The organism is Terrimicrobium sacchariphilum, from assembly GCF_001613545.1.
Lineage (GTDB): Bacteria > Verrucomicrobiota > Verrucomicrobiia > Chthoniobacterales > Terrimicrobiaceae > Terrimicrobium > Terrimicrobium sacchariphilum.
The window spans coordinates 1262355-1279699 of sequence record NZ_BDCO01000002.1 but is presented as its reverse complement, the minus strand read 5'-3'; the positions used below and the strand labels follow the sequence as shown (position 1 = coordinate 1279699).

Below are 17345 nucleotides of genomic sequence, written 5' to 3'. Positions count from 1 at the left end.
AAACCAATCAGACGATTTGATTACTCTTTCAAAGAAAGGCTTTCTTTAAGAGACTCCCCACTCCACCTAAAGCGCTTTCCAGCAGAAAATCATATGTTGGCCGAAAAATTGTACAAAATCGCAAATCTCATCCAGGGGATTAATCGAACAATTAACACCAGCCACATAGAATTAATTTACCAGAGAAATTATTTCGAGCTCTGCAACCAAGCCGAGTGGCTTAAAAGAACGCCGCTATCCTCGCCACGCGGAGGCACGGCAAGCTACACATTGCTTTACATCATCCTCTCCATACTTAACGACAAGTGTTGCTCAAACATCCTTGAACTTGGAGCAGGAAAATCAACACAGCTATTCGCTTCATACGTAGAGCACACGAATCAAAGCCTAACCACCGTCGATCACGATGCATATTGGCTTGAAGAAATCGCCAAGACATCGAGCAAAATCAAAACGGTTCATGCTCCGCTGCAGGGCCTCGAAAACCACCACGCATCCCAATGGTATGCAATAGAAGGATTTTCGCAAAAATATGACTTCGTCCTGATCGACGGACCTCCGGCCTCCAATAGGAAAACAAAATACGATCGCCTGGGAATAACGCGCTTTATCCCAAGCATATTGAATGAAGACTTCGTCATACTGATTGACGATGCAAGCCGCGCCGGCGAAAGGCTTCTTTCAAAAGAAATTGAAAACACCCTTGGAGGGCACCGGATCAAATTTCGGAAAGCAACATTCAACGGCGCAAGCTCCGTAATCTTGCTAGCTTCACCCAGGTTCGAGAAATTCTTATATCTGTAATACCAAGTCTTTTCGCAACGAAGAACCGGCCCACTCACCCTTGAGAGGGTTACAGCCTCGCCAGCATCACCCAAAAAACACCTGATGGCGGCATTTGGATATAGCGTACTTTTGCTGGGTTGATCTATCACGCGACCAGCTGAGGGAACCATCGAGAGGAGCTCCTTGAACGAGATACTCCGGCAGGGATGATGTCTGAATGAATCCAAAAAAACTGCGAGTTTCGAGAAGAGGAAGTCGTGTTTTCCTATTATCTGACGAAACACGCATTTCTTATGACGATATTATCTCATTGAGAAAAACGAACTATTTCGGCGTCATGCTGCGGAGCGTAGCCCCGTTTAAACCGCCGCTGCTTTCCCTGCCATTAGGAATCTCATGGCAATGTCTGATCATTGAAACTCCGATCAAAACATGATTAACTCCTTGGCGATGGCGCGTAGAGGTCTGACGGCCGTCTGCTTTTGCTGCGTTGCTTCATCCCTTCTCGCCGAAAATCACTCATCGCTGCCTCTGACGGACAATTTGCGGCCGCCCTATATGGGTGTCTATGAAGGTTGCGTCGGGCCCGGCATCGAAGGAAACGAGCGTTACGCTCTATGGCTTCATCGCACGAACGTCTGGGGACACGACACGCTCCCCTTTGGTCCCGAGAGCACTTGGGACCATGTTTCGGGAAAATGGCAGGACTGGTTTTACGAGCCGTGGTCAAAGTGGATCCAAGCGGCGCCGGGACGCCGTCTAGTCCTTTCGGTTCCGCTTTTGCCGGGGCCTCCCGACGGCTCCGGACCTCGCACCGGCGACGGTGGCGGGAAGCCGGTTTCTCTGGTTCAGGGCGCATCCGGTGCTTATAACGAGTATTTCCGGGAACTGGCGCGAACCTTGGTGGCCGGCCAGTTGGGAAACAGCATCCTTCGTCTCGGCTGGGAATGGAACGGGAATTGGTATGCCTGGAAGGTTTTGAATTCGGAAGACGCTCACCATTTTGCTGCCTACTGGCGGCAGATTGTGAATACGATGCGCTCCGTCCCCGGCACGGAGAATCTCACGTTCGACTGGAATGTCACCAGCGGCTTCCCAATGGCTTTCGATCCCATGGAAGCCTATCCTGGGAATGCTTTTGTCGATTACATCGGAATCGATGTTTACGACCAGACCTGGATGAGTTCGGCGAAGTTCCCCAAGGGGGTTTATCCGCCCCCTCCCGGGGCGGGGGAGCAGGAAATCGCGGCGCGGCACGAGGCCGCTTGGAGCCAGGCTATCGCGGCGGCTTCCGCATGGGGCATCGATTATTGGCAGGCATTTGCTGATCGTCACGGCAAGCCGCTCACCATCCCCGAATGGGGGCTTATTCAGCGACCGGAGCCGAACAATCGCGGCGGCTCCGACAATCCATATTTCATACAGAGGATGTTTGAATACATTCAGGATCCGGATCATCACGTTTACTTCGCTTCATATTTTGACTTCGACGCCCAATCGGAGGGCAATTCACGGATTTCCGGCGTCGATAGTAAACCGATCGCTTTCCCAAAGTCATCGCAGCTTTATCGAGCGCTTTTCGAACTTCCGGCTTCCTCTGAGTCTCAGGCCCCGAAGAAAGCCGAAGACTGAGATCTCATTTCCACTGAGGAAGGCAAATGCCGAGTACGGGGATGGCGATGATCAATCATCACCATCGATCCGATCTGAGGCTTTCTCTTCGAGCAAGATACGCCGCCATACGGCGATGATCTGACAACGGGTCCAGGAAGTGCTCCGCATCTCGAAGCACTTCCCGCTTCCGAATTCCAAAATCCGACTTCGGTCAGCTCACTGTCCACTCGAGATCAAGGGCGAAGCGTTTCGCCTTGATCCGGTAGGGTTCGGTGGTGTCTGGGCCGCAGCTGGCGGTGCCGAGTCCGCGGTGGGCGGCGTCGATTGAGAGCCAGACTTCGTCGCGCGGCACGAGGTCGATCGTGTGTTTCGCCTCGGTGAGATCCTGCGCGTGCAGATGGCTCGCCGAGAAGGCGATGGGCGCGGCGGAGGTGACGCGGAGTTCGTTCTCGCCGTTGTTCAGCGCGATCCAGCGCGTGTCGCACTTGAGGCCGTGCTCCTGCGGCATCACGTAGGGCACATACTCATTGGTGACGGTGCTCTGGTGCACGGCCTCCCATGAGGATGCCTGACGGTCGGGGTAGTTCTCGAGCGGTCCGAGGCCGAGCCAGCTCAGATCCTCAAAGCCCGGAGCGACCCGGAAGAGGAGGCCGATGCGCGGCGGGTCGGAGATTTCCTTGCCGGTTTCGATCTGGGCCGAGATGCGGACGACGCCCTCGCCCGGAAGCGACACGCGATAGCTCCAGGAGAAGTCGTCCCATTTCTCGCGGCCCGTGGATTCGAACCGATACGTCCACACCGCGCCCGCATCCTTCGACTGACGGAAGGTGGAACTCACGAGGCGGGTGACCACCTTGTCGAGGCCCTGCGCCCGGTAGCGGCCGAGCGGCTTCCAGTCCTGGCCGGTCCAAAGTTTAATGCCGTCGTTGTCGGTCGGGGCGCGCCAGACATTGAGCTGCGGGGCGGCCGTCAGCACGTCCTCGCCGTGAATGCGGATGAGCGAAAGCCCGCCCTCCGTCGGATCGAGGATGAGGTCGAGGTCGCCCGTGCGCACCTCAAAGCGGTCGCCAGAGCGCTTGGTGATCTCAAAGCTCGGCACGAGGGCCGGAGCGGCCTTCGGCTGCGTGAGGATCGAGGCGGGCAGCGCGAGGCTGTCCCAGGCCACGAGGTGGCCCTTGCCGCACCAGTCGGTATCCACGCGGGAGTAGAAGCGCACGAGGAGCGAGGCCTTCTCGCCGACGAGTTTTTTCGCCGGGGCCTTCCACGGCACCTTGGCCGAGGAATGCGGGGTGATGTCGGGCAGGCGGAACTTACCCGTGCCGGAAACCACACCGTCGACGAGGAGTTCCCACTCGCACTCGAGCCAGCCGAGGGAGCGGAAGTCGTTCTTGTTCGTGATCTCGATGGCAAGGCCGCGACTGTCGACGAGCTTCACGCCGACCGGCTGCGCGAGTTTCTTGAACTCAAACAAGGCGGGGTGCGGGTTGCGATCGGGCCACACCATTCCGTCGCAGACGAAATTTGCATCATTCGGCGTGTCGCCATAGTCGCCGCCGTAGACCCAATATTCGGTGCCATCCGTCGACTTCTGGCGAAGGCCGTGGTCGATCCATTCCCAGATGAACCCACCCTGCAGACCGGGGATGGTTTCAAAGAGTTTGTAATAATCCGCGAGGCCGCCATTGCTGTTACCCATGGCGTGCGAATACTCGCACATGATGAGCGGGCGTCGCTGGTCGGGATGCGTCGGATCGGTCGCCCACTTCAGGAGCGTGTCAAGGCTCGGGTACATCGGACATACAATGTCCGACACTCGATGTCCCAGGTCATAAACATGCGTCCAGGGATGCTCCTCCTCCGACAAGCCCTGCGTCCAGATCCCGGGTTCATAATGCAGAGGACGTGTCTCATCGCGACCGCGTACCCACCCTGCCATGCCTTCCTGGTTAGGCCCGAGACCTGTCTCATTTCCCAGTGACCACAGAATGACGGAAGCGTGGTTTTTATCCCGCTCCACCATGCGGACCGCGCGATCCAGGAATGCCGTCGCCCACCGCGACTCATTGCCGAGCTGGTGATAATAGGCATGCGCCTCCAGGTTGGCCTCATCGATGACGTAAAGGCCCAGTTCATCGCAAATATCCAGCCAGTACGGATCATTCGGGTAATGCGAGCAGCGGACGGCATTGACGTTGAACTGCTTCATCGTCAGCGCATCGAGGCGCATGGTCTCGCGATCGAGCGCCTTGCCCAGCGTCTCGTGGTGATCGTGGCGGTTCACGCCGTGGATGAGGACGCACTTGCCATTGACCAGCAACTGCCGGTCGCGCACCTCGACAGAGCGGAACCCGATGCGGGTGGACGTCGTCTCGACCTTCTGGCCGGAGGGGCTGATGAGCGTGACAACAACGGTGTAGAGATTCGGAATCTCCGCCGACCACTGAAGCGGCTTGCGGACCGGGATGGAGAGCTTCGCCAGCAGCCGGTCGTAAGCGCCGATCGCGGAGCCGCTCACCGGAATCTCCTTTTCGGAGGGTTTCTTGAAAACGGCTTTGCCCTTCGCGTCAAAGAGCTGAACGGCGACCTTCCAGCCCGCCTCGGGAGAGCCCGGGAAACCCGCGCGCACGGTGATGTCGAGCAGGCCGTCCTCGTATTCCTCGTCGAGCTTGCCCTTGGCAAAGACGTCGGCGATGTGCACGGGCGCGGTCGAGTAGAGATAGACCTCGCGATGCAGGCCGCCCATCCACCACTGGTCCTGATCCTCGATGAAGGTGGCGTCCGACCACTTTACGACCACGGCGGCGATCGTATTGACGCGACCGACTTTGACGAAGTCCGTGATGTCAAACTCCGAGGGCAGGCGGCAGTCCTTGCCAAAGCCCACGGCTTTTCCATTCACATACAGAAACAGCACGCTCTCCGCTCCGCCGAAATGAATGACGACGCGGCGGCCCTTCCAGTCGCGCGGGATGCGCACCTCACGCACGTAGACGCCCGTCGGGTTTTCCTTCGGCACGGTCGGCGGCTCGTCGTTGAAGGGCATCTGCACGTTGGTGTAATGCGGCGCACCGTAGCCCTGGAGCGTCCAGTTGCCCGGCACGGCGACATTGTCCCAATCCTCGCGATCCGTCTCCACCGCGACATCAGCCTCCTTCAGCAACTCGGGGCGGTCGACCATCTTGAAATTCCACTGCCCGTTGAGGAGCTGGAACCACGGGGAGTTCTCGCGGTCAAGCGTCCGGGCGGTCTCCACGTCAGGGAATGGGTAGGCGGTCGCACGCATTGGCAACCGGGCGGCGCACAGCAATTCGGGTGACGTCCAGGTGTTGGCGGCGCCGAAGCTCAAAAGGGGCAGGAGAGATTGAGACATGATATGATGAAACAGAGAGTGGGAATTCCCGGGGAATCGAACCCAAGGGAATCATCACATTGCGCCCCGGAGATAAAGACGAAAAGAGCCGGAAGCCCCAGAAAGCGCCCGGGGACGGCATTCGGCCAAGCCCCGAGGAAGACACTCCCATGCAGACGCTTGACCGCGCGCAGGAAAAATCCGAACACAAAACCCTCTCGCGCCATGCCCACCTCACTCCCGCAGCCCCAGGCGATCAGCGACAATGGCAGATACCTGCTGGATGCCGGCGGAAGGCCGTTTTTCTGGCTGGGAGACACGGCATGGGAGTTGTTTCACCGCCTCACCCGCGAAGACGCGCTCCATTATCTTGAGCGCCGGGCGGCGCAGGGTTACACGGTCATCCAGGCCGTGGCGCTGGCGGAATTGCAGGGACTCGAAAGCCCCAATGCCTACGGGCATCTGCCCCTGGCCGACCGCGATCCCGCCCGGCCGAATGACGACTACTTTGCCCATGTCGACTGGGTCGTAACCCAGGCGAATCGACTCGGCCTCTGCATCGCGCTGCTCCCGACCTGGGCCTGCCACTGGCACCCGGAGAATGCCGTGTTCACACCGGAGAATGCAGAAGCCTACGGAGAGTGGATCGGGCGCAGGTATCGCAGCGCGGGCATCGTCTGGGTGCTCGGGGGAGACAAAGCCGTGGAAACCGACCGCCATCGTGCAATCATCCGGGCCATGGCGCGCGGAGTGCGGCAGGGAGACGGCGGAGCGCACCTGATGACGTTTCATCCAGGCGGCGGGCTGGGTTCCGCCGAGTCCTTTCACGACGAGCCGTGGCTGGACTTTAACATGCGGCAGAACGGCCATGTCGCGGAGTACACCGGCCGCTACGACAAGACGCGGCGGGATTACGACCGCGAGCCAGTGAAGCCCGTCATCGACGCCGAGCCGATCTACGAAGATCACCCGGTCTCCTTCGACGCGCACGGTCGCGGCCATTCCCTGGCGGTCGATACCCGCCGCGCGCTGTACTGGGATCTGTTCAGCGGGGCTTTTGGCCATACCTACGGGCACCATTCCGTCTGGCAGATGTGGGAGCCGGGCCGGGCCGGGATCAACCTCCCCGTCATGTCGTGGCGCGATGCTCTCGATCAACCTGGGGCCGCCCAGATGCGGCACGCCCGGGCGCTCCTGGAGTCCCGCCCATTCCTGACACGCATCCCGGATGACACGCTGATCGTTCCGCACGACCATGCCACCGTACTTCCAGGGGCCGGGTTGTACCGCTTCGCCGCGACCCGGGATAGCGCAGGCAGCTACGCGATGATCTACGCCCCGGCCGGGCGAAACTTCCACGTCCGCACGGAAAATCTCACAGGAGAGAGACTCAAGGCATGGTGGTTCCATCCCCGCACGGGTGAAAGCACGTTGATCGGCCTCATCGACCGCTGGGAGGAACTCGCCTTCCGCCACCCTGAGGAGGGAGAGATGATCGACCTCGTTCTCGTGCTCGACGACGCCTCGCGGAATTTTCCCAAGCCGGGAACGCTGTCTTAACAGGTCGGATGCCTTCGCGTCGCCCAACGATCACGCGGCGAGCCAAAGGCGGAAAACGAGCTTTTCACTCATCAACCAATCCCGCGAATCCAGGACCGCCAGCGGCAAGATAACCTCCGCTTTCGCCGCACTCGGAACGGGACACCCAAAAGGAGAAAAGGTCGCCGTTCCCAAGATGAAATCGGAACCGGACATTCTGTCCCGCCAGATCCGACAGACTGCGACCGGATCTCCACGCCAGCAGAACTTTTGCATGGTCACCCTGTACGGGGATGGAGTCCTCGACGCCGAATCCCGGGAAAACGCGACCACTTTCATCCAGCACCTCTGCACGCAGCTCGCCTGCCGGGCAATCGACATTGGCAAAGAGATACGCTCCTGAAAATCGAAGCGGTCGAGTGAGCAGCGTGCCGACGCACGCTCCCGCGCGCATCGACGCAAAACCGTCGCGACGCAGCTTCGCGATACCCATGCTCCGGTTGGCGTACATGCCGCCCTCAGGATCGCGATCCTTATCCCCGCCTTTGGCACCACTGTAAAAGAACCACAACTCGTCTCCAACCACGGCACAAACGCCCCCAACGGACTGAATGTACCCCCGGTCCCAATCGCCCTCCCTGTTCGTCGAGGCAATGAAAGACCGCCGATCCGGCCTGTGCCAATGAAAGCCGTCCCGGCTGTAGGCGAGCGTCAAATCCGTGATCTTGGGACGCCCTGCAGCGGCGCAATCCAAGTTATTGGGGCCGCGCAGGATCTCAAAGAGCCCCAGCATGACGCTTTCGTAGGCGACCGCATCGAGGTTGTACAACTGGGTGGGGACGCCCACCTGAGGATCAGGTAAATCCAGATCGTCTGCGGACGCCCAGAAAACCGGCTCGTCATCACGCCACTGAGTTCCCTGCAAAAAATCGTCATGCTCAAAGTAGTGACGGGTGCGACCGTACGCCAGGGAACGAATGCTAAAGATCCATTTCTTCCGGAAGGGATTATAAAACATGGTGCTGCGGTCATTCATCAGTCCGGTTTTCACCGGCTCCGACCAGTTCAGCCCGTCCCCCGATACCATCGCAAAGCCGCTCTCCCAACTGCCGGGCCGCCTCAAGAGCATCTTGAAACGCTCTCCGGAGGATCTGGCCCACGGATCGTAGAAAACGGTCACGGAATCCGGCGGATACTCGGGAACAATGCGGTTTGACCCGCCCAGATCGGGGCGTGTCCAGTGCAGCCCATCCCCGCTCGTCGCATAGGCGGTGGATTCACACCACCCGGCCTCATACCAAAGTTTGAAGACTCCCTCCTCGGGACTCCACCAGAGTCCGCCGCTTTTCGGAGCCGCACCCGCCATGCGGCCCTCCGGTTTTTCCAAGTCCGTCTCGGATTGCAACACCGGGTTGCCCTCATACTTTCGCGCCAGGTGGTATTCCCTGACCAAGTCGGTCTCCTCGATCAAAAAATCGTCGATGAACAACTGCCGGCCGACATCAATGAGAACGACCTCCGGAGGGTGATCGAGATAGGGAACAGCCGGGGGGAGCCTCCTGGCCGTCAGCTCCCGGGGATCATCCACCGCAAAGGCGGTACCGAGATCCGGGAAGGGAACCTCATCCGAAATCCGGAGGGAGGACGGAGGCCAGTCGGCCGGAATTTCAATGCCATTATACAGCCTGTATGTATTTCCTTTTCCTTCAGACAGCAACACACTCGTCATGGTTTGTTTTCGAAAACGCTATGGATTATCTCTGGTATCTTGGGTTCCAGTACCTGGGGTCCTGGATGTCGGGATGAGTCGCCGGACTCACGGATATCACGCTTCCATTGGCGAGAAGGGCATGAGCCCCATCCGGATGAATATCCTTGGGGATCTTGCAATTCGCAGAGTCCCACTGCAAATGAGTGGGGTCAGTGGCATAGATCGAGCGGCTCCCATTGACCGTGCTATCGATCAAAAGAATGGCACCTCCATTGACCACGGCCCCGATGGGAACCCGCAGCGGAGAGACTGTCCGCTCTCCCCAGTAAACATTCATCGCGTAGCTGGGGTAGACAGGATAAGGCGCACTGGTCCAGGGATAGGGTTCCTTCTTCAGTATCTTGTTGCCGGGGCAGAGAAGCGAGGCGGCCTGCAGGCAATTCACCCCGCCGATCCGGACCGCCGAGGTATCGACATACTGGTCGCGTATGAGGGGAACGAACCAGAGCTGGGTGCCCTCCCCGGTCGGGTTCGTCTCGTGGTTCATGTTCACGGACGGCCAGCTCCCGGCGTCTGCGGCAAAGGCGCTGAGCGCCACGTGACTGGAGCGCAGGTTGGCCACACATCGCGCCGAGATTGCTTTGTCTCGGAGTTTCCCCACGTAGGGAAAGATCATCGCCGAACAGATCGCAACGATCGCAACCGCCGTCAGGATCTCCATCAAGGAGAATCCCTGTGACACTCGTGATGGCCTGGAGGAGAGCATGCTGAGTGGCTGGGGTTATAAACTGGACGAGGAAAAATAGTTAAAGTTTCCCCAGGCGGAGTCGCCGCTGATGGGCATCTCGGCCGTTTTGGCCAGGACGACCTGGTCATCGCGGATGACCTGAAACCGGGGCGTCCCCTGAGCAAAGGCGCTGGACACGTGATGCACACCCGCCTCCAGCGGGAATCTCTCGGAGACATCGCCGCACTCTATCGTGAAGACGGCTGGCGCTTTGAGAAACACGGTGGCGTAGATGCGATCCTCCGCATTCTCGACACCGCGAGGGAATCGACCGTCCGGTGCCGGAGTCGACTTCGGATGGAGGCGATAGAAGTAGAAAAACCGATCCTCTGAGATCGCGGGTTCCTTCGCGTCCTTGAACCACTTGATGTAGTGCTTGCTCGCCTCGGCAAACCCGCGATGCGAAAGCATCTTTCCATAATGATCGTCCCAGAACTGAGTATCCGCCGGGGCGCCAAACTGGGCGATGTAGCTGGACTCCGCCCAATCGTTCCAGGTGACGATTTCAACCCAGTCCACCCCGAGATTGATCGCATTCTCCCACTGCATGGCCATGCCCTCGAAGCCACGGCTTTCAAACATCCGGAAATTCTTTCCCCGTCCGCGATAGTAGGGAGTGACGGGGGCCATGAAGACCTTGCCCGCGCCCATCCACACACCTGCCATGCGCTTCGTCGCGGCACAGAGATCCTGAGGGCTTCCCGCCGCACCAAAATCAAAAAATCCATCGAGGTCCTGATTGGCGCGAAACACTCCTTCCACCAGTTCCTGGGAAGGAAGCTCGGCCTGGGGGTTCGAGCGCAAAAATGGAATGAGGAAAATCGCATTCTCGTCGGTGAAGGCCGTGCGAGCACTGCGGGTCAGGTCGATATTCTCCCCCTTGTAGCTCGAAATGACGGGCTTGCCATCCACCTCGAGCTGATTGGGATGATTGCGAAATGACAGAACCATGTCCGCGAACTCTGGGAAGTTCAGCTTGGTGGCAAAATCAGCCGAGATGAAAAGCTTGAATCCCGTGCCGAGTTGCTTAGCTGCCTCATAGATGCGGCTGGTGCGCTCCTTGTAGGAGGGGATCTTTTTCTCAATCGTCCAGCCACCGGAGTTCAAAGCAAAGCCGTCGATGCCCAGTGCCTGCGCCTGTTGAATCTCCTTTTTGTAATCCTCGACGCTGGCGTCGCCTCCCGCCGTAGGCAATGCCACCATGTAGTGCGCAAAGACCATGCGCGGCGGGCGGGCGGCCTTCGCTACGTTGCGAGCAGGCTCTTTGGGAAGGGCGGATTGGCGGGGGGCCTGAGCCAAAGCCCGGATATTCTCATCGGAAAGAGCACTCCCGAAAAGATTGACCTCGGCGAGCGAGCCATTGAGGGGCAGATAGGCGGCCTCGTCCATCACCCCAAGGATAAGATTGAGCCCGCTCTTCTTGATCGGACCGCCTCCCGTCCATTTCTGATTCACCCCCACAGGCTCGCCATTGATGAAAAACTCCAGTCCGCCCGATTTCTCCCCACCCTGCCACCGCATGGCGACATGCGTCCACTGGTTCTCGGCCAGACTCGCACTCGACGTGCGGAAACTGCCCCCCTTTTCGTTGACCCAGTTGAACTGAAGCCGTCCGTCCTCGAGAATCGAGAACGCCCAGCCCGCGTCCTTCTTGGCAGGCATGGTGCTGACGAGTCCGTGACGTTTATCGGCATGAGCGTGAGGTCCGCGCCACTTCACCCACATGGCGAGGGTGAGTTCGTCACTCAAGCCGCCGAGTTGGAGTCGCGAGCCGCTCTCTGGAAAGGCCAAAGCGCCTCCCTGGCTACCATTGGCCGACATTTTCAGATTTGCCGCATAGATACCCAGGTCCGCATCGATCACGACATCGACCAGCGAAAGGATGCCGGCCTGCTGGGCCTCGCCGCCAGCCGAGCCAGTGTTCTTGAGTTCACCGGCGTCGAACCGGAGTTGATAGACAGGCTCCGCTGCATAAGAGTGCAGGGTCGCCGCACAAAATACGGCAAGGGCGAGATGGACAAGTTTATACTTCATAGAGGAGACTTTCGCATTCACGCACGATCAAGCCTTCGCACGTCGGCTGAATCTCAGCAACAGAACGCCCGCCGCGAGACCGAGCAGGACCACCGTGCCGGGCTCGGGCACGCTCGTCGCAACGAGGCCGGCGGCATTTAAAGCATCTCCCGAGAGCCACATGTAATAATTGCCACCGCTCTGCCACGTATCGCCAAGGGACCGGCCTGAAACATTCAACCCGGTCGCCTGGGTCCAGTTGAGAGCATCGATCGTGGCACTCGACGATGTCCCGCCTGCCACGAGGAAAAGCTGATTCATGACGCCCGCATTATATCCGTTCAGCAGAGTCGGCGCGGTCACCAGAGCGCGAACCTCGCCGGCACCGAGAGCAGTGTCCCACATGGCCAGATCATCCATGTTGCCATTGAGCGAATTGTAAGTCGAGGCAGTGGTTACGCCCAATCTGATCGGCTCGGCATTGCTGGCCAGAGAACTCGCGCCGGTTGCGGTCGACCCCAAAGAAAGACCGTTAGCATAGAAGGTGAGCGGATTTGCCTTCGAGCCATCCCACGTCACAGTGAGCAAAGTCCACTGACCGGCCACCACGGCGCCGGTCGAGCTTTTGCGGTTGGTCGAGCTTGTTCCCGTGCCGTAGTTGAAACGGATCTCCCCGACATCGGTGATGGAAATGCCCCAGCCGCTATTAGATGCCGAGACATAGTTGTTCACGACCCCCGAGAGCTGCCCCGCAGCCAGAGCGCCGTTCCAGTACACCCAGGTCGATAAGGTCATCTTCTGGCTGCTGGAGCTCAGGCGAAACTCGGTGGTGCTGGACGGCAGCACAACGGTTCCGGCATTGACGCCAGAGCCTGTGAATCGCTCCGAATACGTGGAGCCAAGATTCGGGGCGACCGATGTCGAGGCAGTCGGCGCAGCGCCTCCTCCGCCGCCGGTTACTGCCGTGGCCGTGCCGGAGACGGAACCCATGTTTGCCAGAGAGGCCGAGCCATTTTGATCAAACGGCAGGTAATAGAGCATCGTCGCGTTTGCCAGGACGGGACTCACTAGCATTAGGATGGTGGAAATCCAAAGTTTCATGATTTTTCGGGGGTTAGGGAAGTTCGCTTGGTGTTGCTGAGCAGAAGTATCGGCTTGAACCTGCTTCAACAACTGGTTTTATACCTAACACGTTATCATCAGAATGAGCCACCCCACTTACCGTCAGATCGCAGAGATCGCCAAGGTCAGTATCTTTTCTGTAAGTTGCGCGCTGCGGAATCGTCCGGGAGTCTCGCAAGAAGTACGCAAGCGTATCACCGAGGTGGCAAGGACACTGGGCTATAAGCCCAACCCGATGGTCACGGCCTTGATGACAGGCCATCGCCGCAGCAACGCGCGCCGCCGGATGCGGGCGATAATCGCCTGCCTCACCGATCGCAAAACCCGACGGAATCGGGGCCTAATCTCCACCAATCGGGAGTCCTACCAGGGATATCGCGATACGCTCGATGAGGCGGGATTCAGCATCGATGAGTTTCTCATCGAGGACTACTTCGACAACCCGCGGAAGCTGTTTACCGCGCTGACCGCCAGGAGAGTGCCAGGGATCATCATTCAGGCCGGAGTGATTCCGCCCTGGGATGCCGCCTTATGGAAAAACTACGCAATGGCATCGGTCGGCAACCGGCAGCTGAATGTCCCCTGTCATTTTGCAGGGACCGACCACTACCGAAACGCCTGGCTGGCAATGACCCAGCTCGCAGCGCTGGGATATCGCCGCATCGGCCTCGCCATGAGCCGTGCCGACTGGATCGCCACGGTCGACTATCGCGCTCTCTCGGCATGTCTCGGCTGGAGCTTGCAGGGAGGCCTGGCCATCATCCCTCCGCACTGGACGGAAACCTGGGATCGCACGAGATTCCTGCAATGGGTCGAGAAACAGCGACCCGACGCCGTGCTGGCGGCTGAGCATGAGCCGCTCATTTACCTACAGGAGGCAGGAGTGAAGATCCCGGGCGAGATCGGCTTCGCGCATCTCGGCCTGGACTCAACCTGGACCAATCTCGCGGGGATCCGGCAAAACAACTTTGAAGTCGGGCAGGCCGCAGCCAAACTCGTCATCGATCAAATCAACCGCAACGAGTATGGCGTGCCGGAACATCCCTGTTCGGTACAGATCAGCGGCACATGGTTTGCGGGTCCGAGCGCGACTCCGCAGGAAAGCACACAGCCTTCCTCGCCGGGTGAAAATCACCGGAGCAAACCTCGCCGCGCCGCCCGGAAATCCCTCGGCGAGCACAGGGCAAAGCGGCGGAAGACCCGCGAGAAATAGTTGCTGTCATTGAACCCACAGGTAAACGCGATCTCGGTGATGCTCTGGCGGGGCTGCGCCGCAACGAGCAGCCGCTCGGCTTTGCGCACCCTCGCCCGCAGCACATAGTCGACCGGGGAGAGAGCGGTGGCCTCCTTGAAGCTGCGCAAGAACGATCGCTCCGACATCCCGGCCCCGCGCGCAAGCTCCCCGAGCGAGACCGGATGCTCCGGGTGCCTGTCGATGCGTGCGAGCACCGTGCCAATGCGCGCATCGAGACCCGGTCTTTTCTCATCGCGGGGCTGATAGCGCCGGGCGAGAAACCCCACCAAGAGCAGGAACCAGACCCGAATCATCGCGCCACCGCCATCGTCCGGGCGGCGACCCTCCGCCTCCATCGACTCCACCAGATTCTCCACCCAGGCGAGTTCATCGGAACGGAGATGGATATGGGCATCGCCCGCCCCGGAGCTTCTTCGTACAGCCTCCATCGTAAACAAGGCGTGATACCCCGGCATGGACCCGAGCGCCACCTCGGCATCACGCATCACCTCATCCGCGACGAGGATGTTGGCGATATCCAGCCCCTGCGTATCCCCGTAGCCGTGGCTTTGCTTCCGGTTCACCACGAGCACGTCTCCAGCGAGGATTGAGCGCGATCCCTGCGGGGTGAAATGCCGCCCCGTCCCTCCCAGCACAATGACGATCTCACAAAACTCATGACCATGCATCTCGATCGGGGACTGGTCTCTCTGCCGACAGACCACAACGCCCAGCCTGGGGTCCGAAAAGAACGCCTCACGCAGCAGATTACGCCCCCGTCGCATGGCGGAATAATGCTATAATCTGGCGTCATCATCAAGGAAGCAATCCGGGAAAGCCGCTAATGTCCCACCACATGGCTTCCCTCGATTCCTCTTCTCAATGGATTTCCTCCTCCACCCAGGGTGATGAAAAAACCATGGCTCCCGCGCCGTATTTTCGCAAAGAGATCTGGCTGGATCGTCCTCTCGCCAAAGCCACTCTCCATATCACTGCGCTGGGTCTTTATCAGGCGGAGATCAATGGCAGGCGGGTGGGCGACCGGGCGCTCGCTCCGGGCTGGATGGACTACGACACCAGGGTGCCGCTCCAGACCTACGACGTCGCCTCCCTGCTGAAACCGGGAAAGAACGTGCTCGGTGTCGTGCTGGGCGATGGCTGGTACTGTGGCCACGTCGGCTGGGGCGAACGGCAGGGCTATGGCGCGAAACCAGAACTGCTGGCCGATCTCGAAATTTCCTTTTCGGATGGTTCCGGCACCCACGTCGTCACCGATGGCTCGTGGACAACCGCCACCGGCCCCATCCTGGAGAATGATCTCCTGATGGGCGAAATCTACGACGCACGGAAGGAACTCACCGGCTGGAGCGAGGCGGGGTACGACGATTCTGCATGGACTCCAGCGCAGACCGGACCAGCCAGGAACATCATCCTCGACACCATCGACTACCCGGGCGTACGCCAAACCGACGAGTTTCATCCCCAGCCGCTCGGCAATCATCGCTACGACATGGGGCAGAACTTCAGCGGACGTATCCGCATCCGGGTGAATGCCCCCCGCGATACGTCGCTGACCTTCCGCCATGCCGAAATCCTCAATGCCGACGGATCGCTCTATACAGAAAATCTGCGGGGCGCCCGGGCCACCGACACCTATATCTGCAAGGGTGGCGGCGAAGAAACGTGGGAGCCTGGTTTCACCTTCCACGGCTTCCGCTATGTCGAAGTGGAGGGCCTGCCCGTCGGGGCCGAGATCGACATCACCGGCCTCGTGCTTCAATCCGACGCGCCGTCCACCGGGGAGTTTTCCTGCTCAAATCCCCTTCTCAACCAGCTCCAGCACAATATCCGGTGGGGCCAGAGCAGCAACTTCCTCGAGGCGCCCACGGACTGCCCGCAACGCAACGAGCGCCTGGGCTGGACCGGCGATGCGCAGGTTTTCATACGCACGGCAGCCTTCAACCGCGACGTCCGGCGTTTCTTCCACAAATGGGTGCAGGACATCCGCGATGCTCAGAAACCCAGCGGGGGCGTGCCCGAGGTCATTCCCTCGGTCAAATTCTTCGGCCATGAGGATGGAGGGCCGGCATGGTCCGATGCCGCGATCATCTGCCCATGGACGATGTACCTTTGCTACGGAGACAAGGAGATCCTCGCGGATCATTACGACTCGATGCAGCGGTACATCCAGTACATCAGCACCGAGGCGAGCATCAATCTGATCCGCTCCCATCCCGACTCCACGGCTTACCCGGGCTATGGGGACTGGCTCGCCCTCGATGGCAGCGGGAAGACCGAAGGCGCGACCCCAAAGGACCTGATCGGCACGGCCTTCCTGGCCTATGATGCCAGCCTCATGGCGCGCATCGCCACGGTCCTCGGCAAGGCGGAGGATGCGGAGAAGTACACGGAACTTCACTCGCGGGTCGTCCAGGCATTCCAACGGCGTTACGTAACGCCTGAGGGTCTCATTGCCTCCGGCACGCAGACCGCCTACGTGCTGTCGCTGCATTTTGACCTCGTACCGGAGGAAGTGCGCGCCACGACCACGAGGGAACTCGTCCACGACATCAAGCAGCGCGAGTACCATATCGCCACGGGCTTTGTCGGCACCCCGTACATTCTCGACGTTCTCACCCGGGAGGGATACCTCGACATCGCCTACCGCCTGCTGGAGCAGGAGACCTTTCCGTCCTGGCTCTTCCCCGTCAAAAACGGAGCGACCACCATCTGGGAGCGGTGGGACGGCTGGACGCCTGAACGCGGTTTTCAGGACGAGGGAATGAATTCCTTCAATCATTATGCCTACGGTGCCGTGGGCGATTGGATGTATCGAAATGTCGCAGGCCTTGATCTCGACGAGAGTGATCCCGGTTACCGGCATGTCGTATTTCAGCCCTCGCCGGGCGGCACGATCACCTGGGCCAAAGCCCGACTGCAGACGCCTCAGGGTCCGACCGGCATCTCGTGGACGATCGTCGATGGTTCCCTGGAGGCCGTCCTGACCATTCCAGAAAACTCCCGCGGAACGTTCGTCGCGCCCAAGGGTTTCCGGAAACCCGCCAGTGCTGAATTCGGCCCGGGGACACACAGCATCAAGTTGCTCCCGGAATAACCTGCTCTGCCCGCAACCGGAGCCGGTGACTCCGGTTGCCCGAGTGGAGTCCATGACCTTGCGGAAAACCGCATC

General features: G+C 59.6%; 11 protein-coding genes. 5 read left to right on the top strand and 6 right to left on the bottom strand.

The window, feature by feature from the left end; translation table 11 throughout:
- Nucleotides 1-93 precede the first annotated feature (93 nt).
- Together TSACC_RS06105 and TSACC_RS06100 are read left to right on the top strand one after the other, a co-directional pair.
- Nucleotides 94-804, top strand: coding sequence for a class I SAM-dependent methyltransferase (locus TSACC_RS06105; RefSeq protein WP_075078501.1), 711 nt, complete (start codon nt 94-96; stop codon nt 802-804).
- A gap of 540 nt (nt 805-1344) precedes the next feature.
- Entirely contained in the window at nt 1345-2418 is a 1074-nt protein-coding gene (locus TSACC_RS06100) for a glycoside hydrolase family 26 protein (RefSeq protein ID WP_075078500.1), read from the top strand.
- A 193-nt stretch (nt 2419-2611) separates the two neighbouring features.
- Here the strand turns inward: TSACC_RS06100 and TSACC_RS06095 are convergent, their stop codons facing one another.
- Nucleotides 2612-5770, bottom strand: a complete 3159-nt coding sequence (locus TSACC_RS06095) for a glycoside hydrolase family 2 TIM barrel-domain containing protein (RefSeq protein WP_075078499.1) — start codon at nt 5768-5770, stop codon at nt 2612-2614.
- Nucleotides 5771-5974: 204 nt separating this feature from the next.
- On the opposite strand from TSACC_RS06095, the gene TSACC_RS06085 reads away from it, so the two are divergent.
- The gene (locus TSACC_RS06085; RefSeq protein WP_084400245.1) at nt 5975-7309 is read left to right on the top strand and encodes a glycoside hydrolase family 140 protein; all 1335 of its coding nucleotides are present in this window, start codon (nt 5975-5977) and stop codon (nt 7307-7309) included.
- A 64-nt stretch (nt 7310-7373) separates the two neighbouring features.
- Here the strand turns inward: TSACC_RS06085 and TSACC_RS06080 are convergent, their stop codons facing one another.
- The 4 genes from TSACC_RS06080 to TSACC_RS06065 are packed head-to-tail and all read right to left on the bottom strand — an operon-like array spanning nt 7374 to nt 12900.
- Nucleotides 7374-9017, bottom strand: coding sequence for a glycoside hydrolase family protein (locus TSACC_RS06080; protein WP_202815910.1), 1644 nt, complete (start codon nt 9015-9017; stop codon nt 7374-7376).
- 25 nt (nt 9018-9042) lie between these two features.
- Nucleotides 9043-9765, bottom strand: coding sequence for a type II secretion system protein (locus tag TSACC_RS06075; protein ID WP_084400244.1), 723 nt, complete (start codon nt 9763-9765; stop codon nt 9043-9045).
- A gap of 15 nt (nt 9766-9780) precedes the next feature.
- Complete coding sequence (locus TSACC_RS06070; RefSeq protein WP_075078496.1) at nt 9781-11820, bottom strand: endo-1,3-alpha-glucanase family glycosylhydrolase; 2040 nt, start codon at nt 11818-11820, stop codon at nt 9781-9783.
- Between the two features lie 27 nt (nt 11821-11847).
- A complete protein-coding gene (locus tag TSACC_RS06065) occupies nt 11848-12900 on the bottom strand; it encodes a LamG domain-containing protein (RefSeq protein ID WP_075078495.1) in 1053 nt (350 codons plus the stop codon).
- Nucleotides 12901-13003: 103 nt separating this feature from the next.
- Between TSACC_RS06065 and TSACC_RS06060 the strand changes: the two genes are divergently transcribed.
- Nucleotides 13004-14134: a LacI family DNA-binding transcriptional regulator gene (locus TSACC_RS06060; RefSeq protein WP_075078494.1), complete on the top strand. Its 1131-nt coding sequence runs from the start codon at nt 13004-13006 to the stop codon at nt 14132-14134.
- Here TSACC_RS06060 and TSACC_RS06055 read toward each other — a convergent pair.
- The gene (locus tag TSACC_RS06055) at nt 14053-14940 is read right to left on the bottom strand and encodes a helix-turn-helix domain-containing protein (protein WP_084400242.1); all 888 of its coding nucleotides are present in this window, start codon (nt 14938-14940) and stop codon (nt 14053-14055) included. The two genes, TSACC_RS06060 and TSACC_RS06055, sit on opposite strands and share 82 nt — an antisense overlap.
- Before the next feature lie 71 nt (nt 14941-15011).
- On the opposite strand from TSACC_RS06055, the gene TSACC_RS06050 reads away from it, so the two are divergent.
- Entirely contained in the window at nt 15012-17270 is a 2259-nt protein-coding gene (locus TSACC_RS06050; protein ID WP_075078492.1) for an alpha-L-rhamnosidase, read from the top strand.
- The last annotated feature ends 75 nt before the right edge of the window (nt 17271-17345 follow it).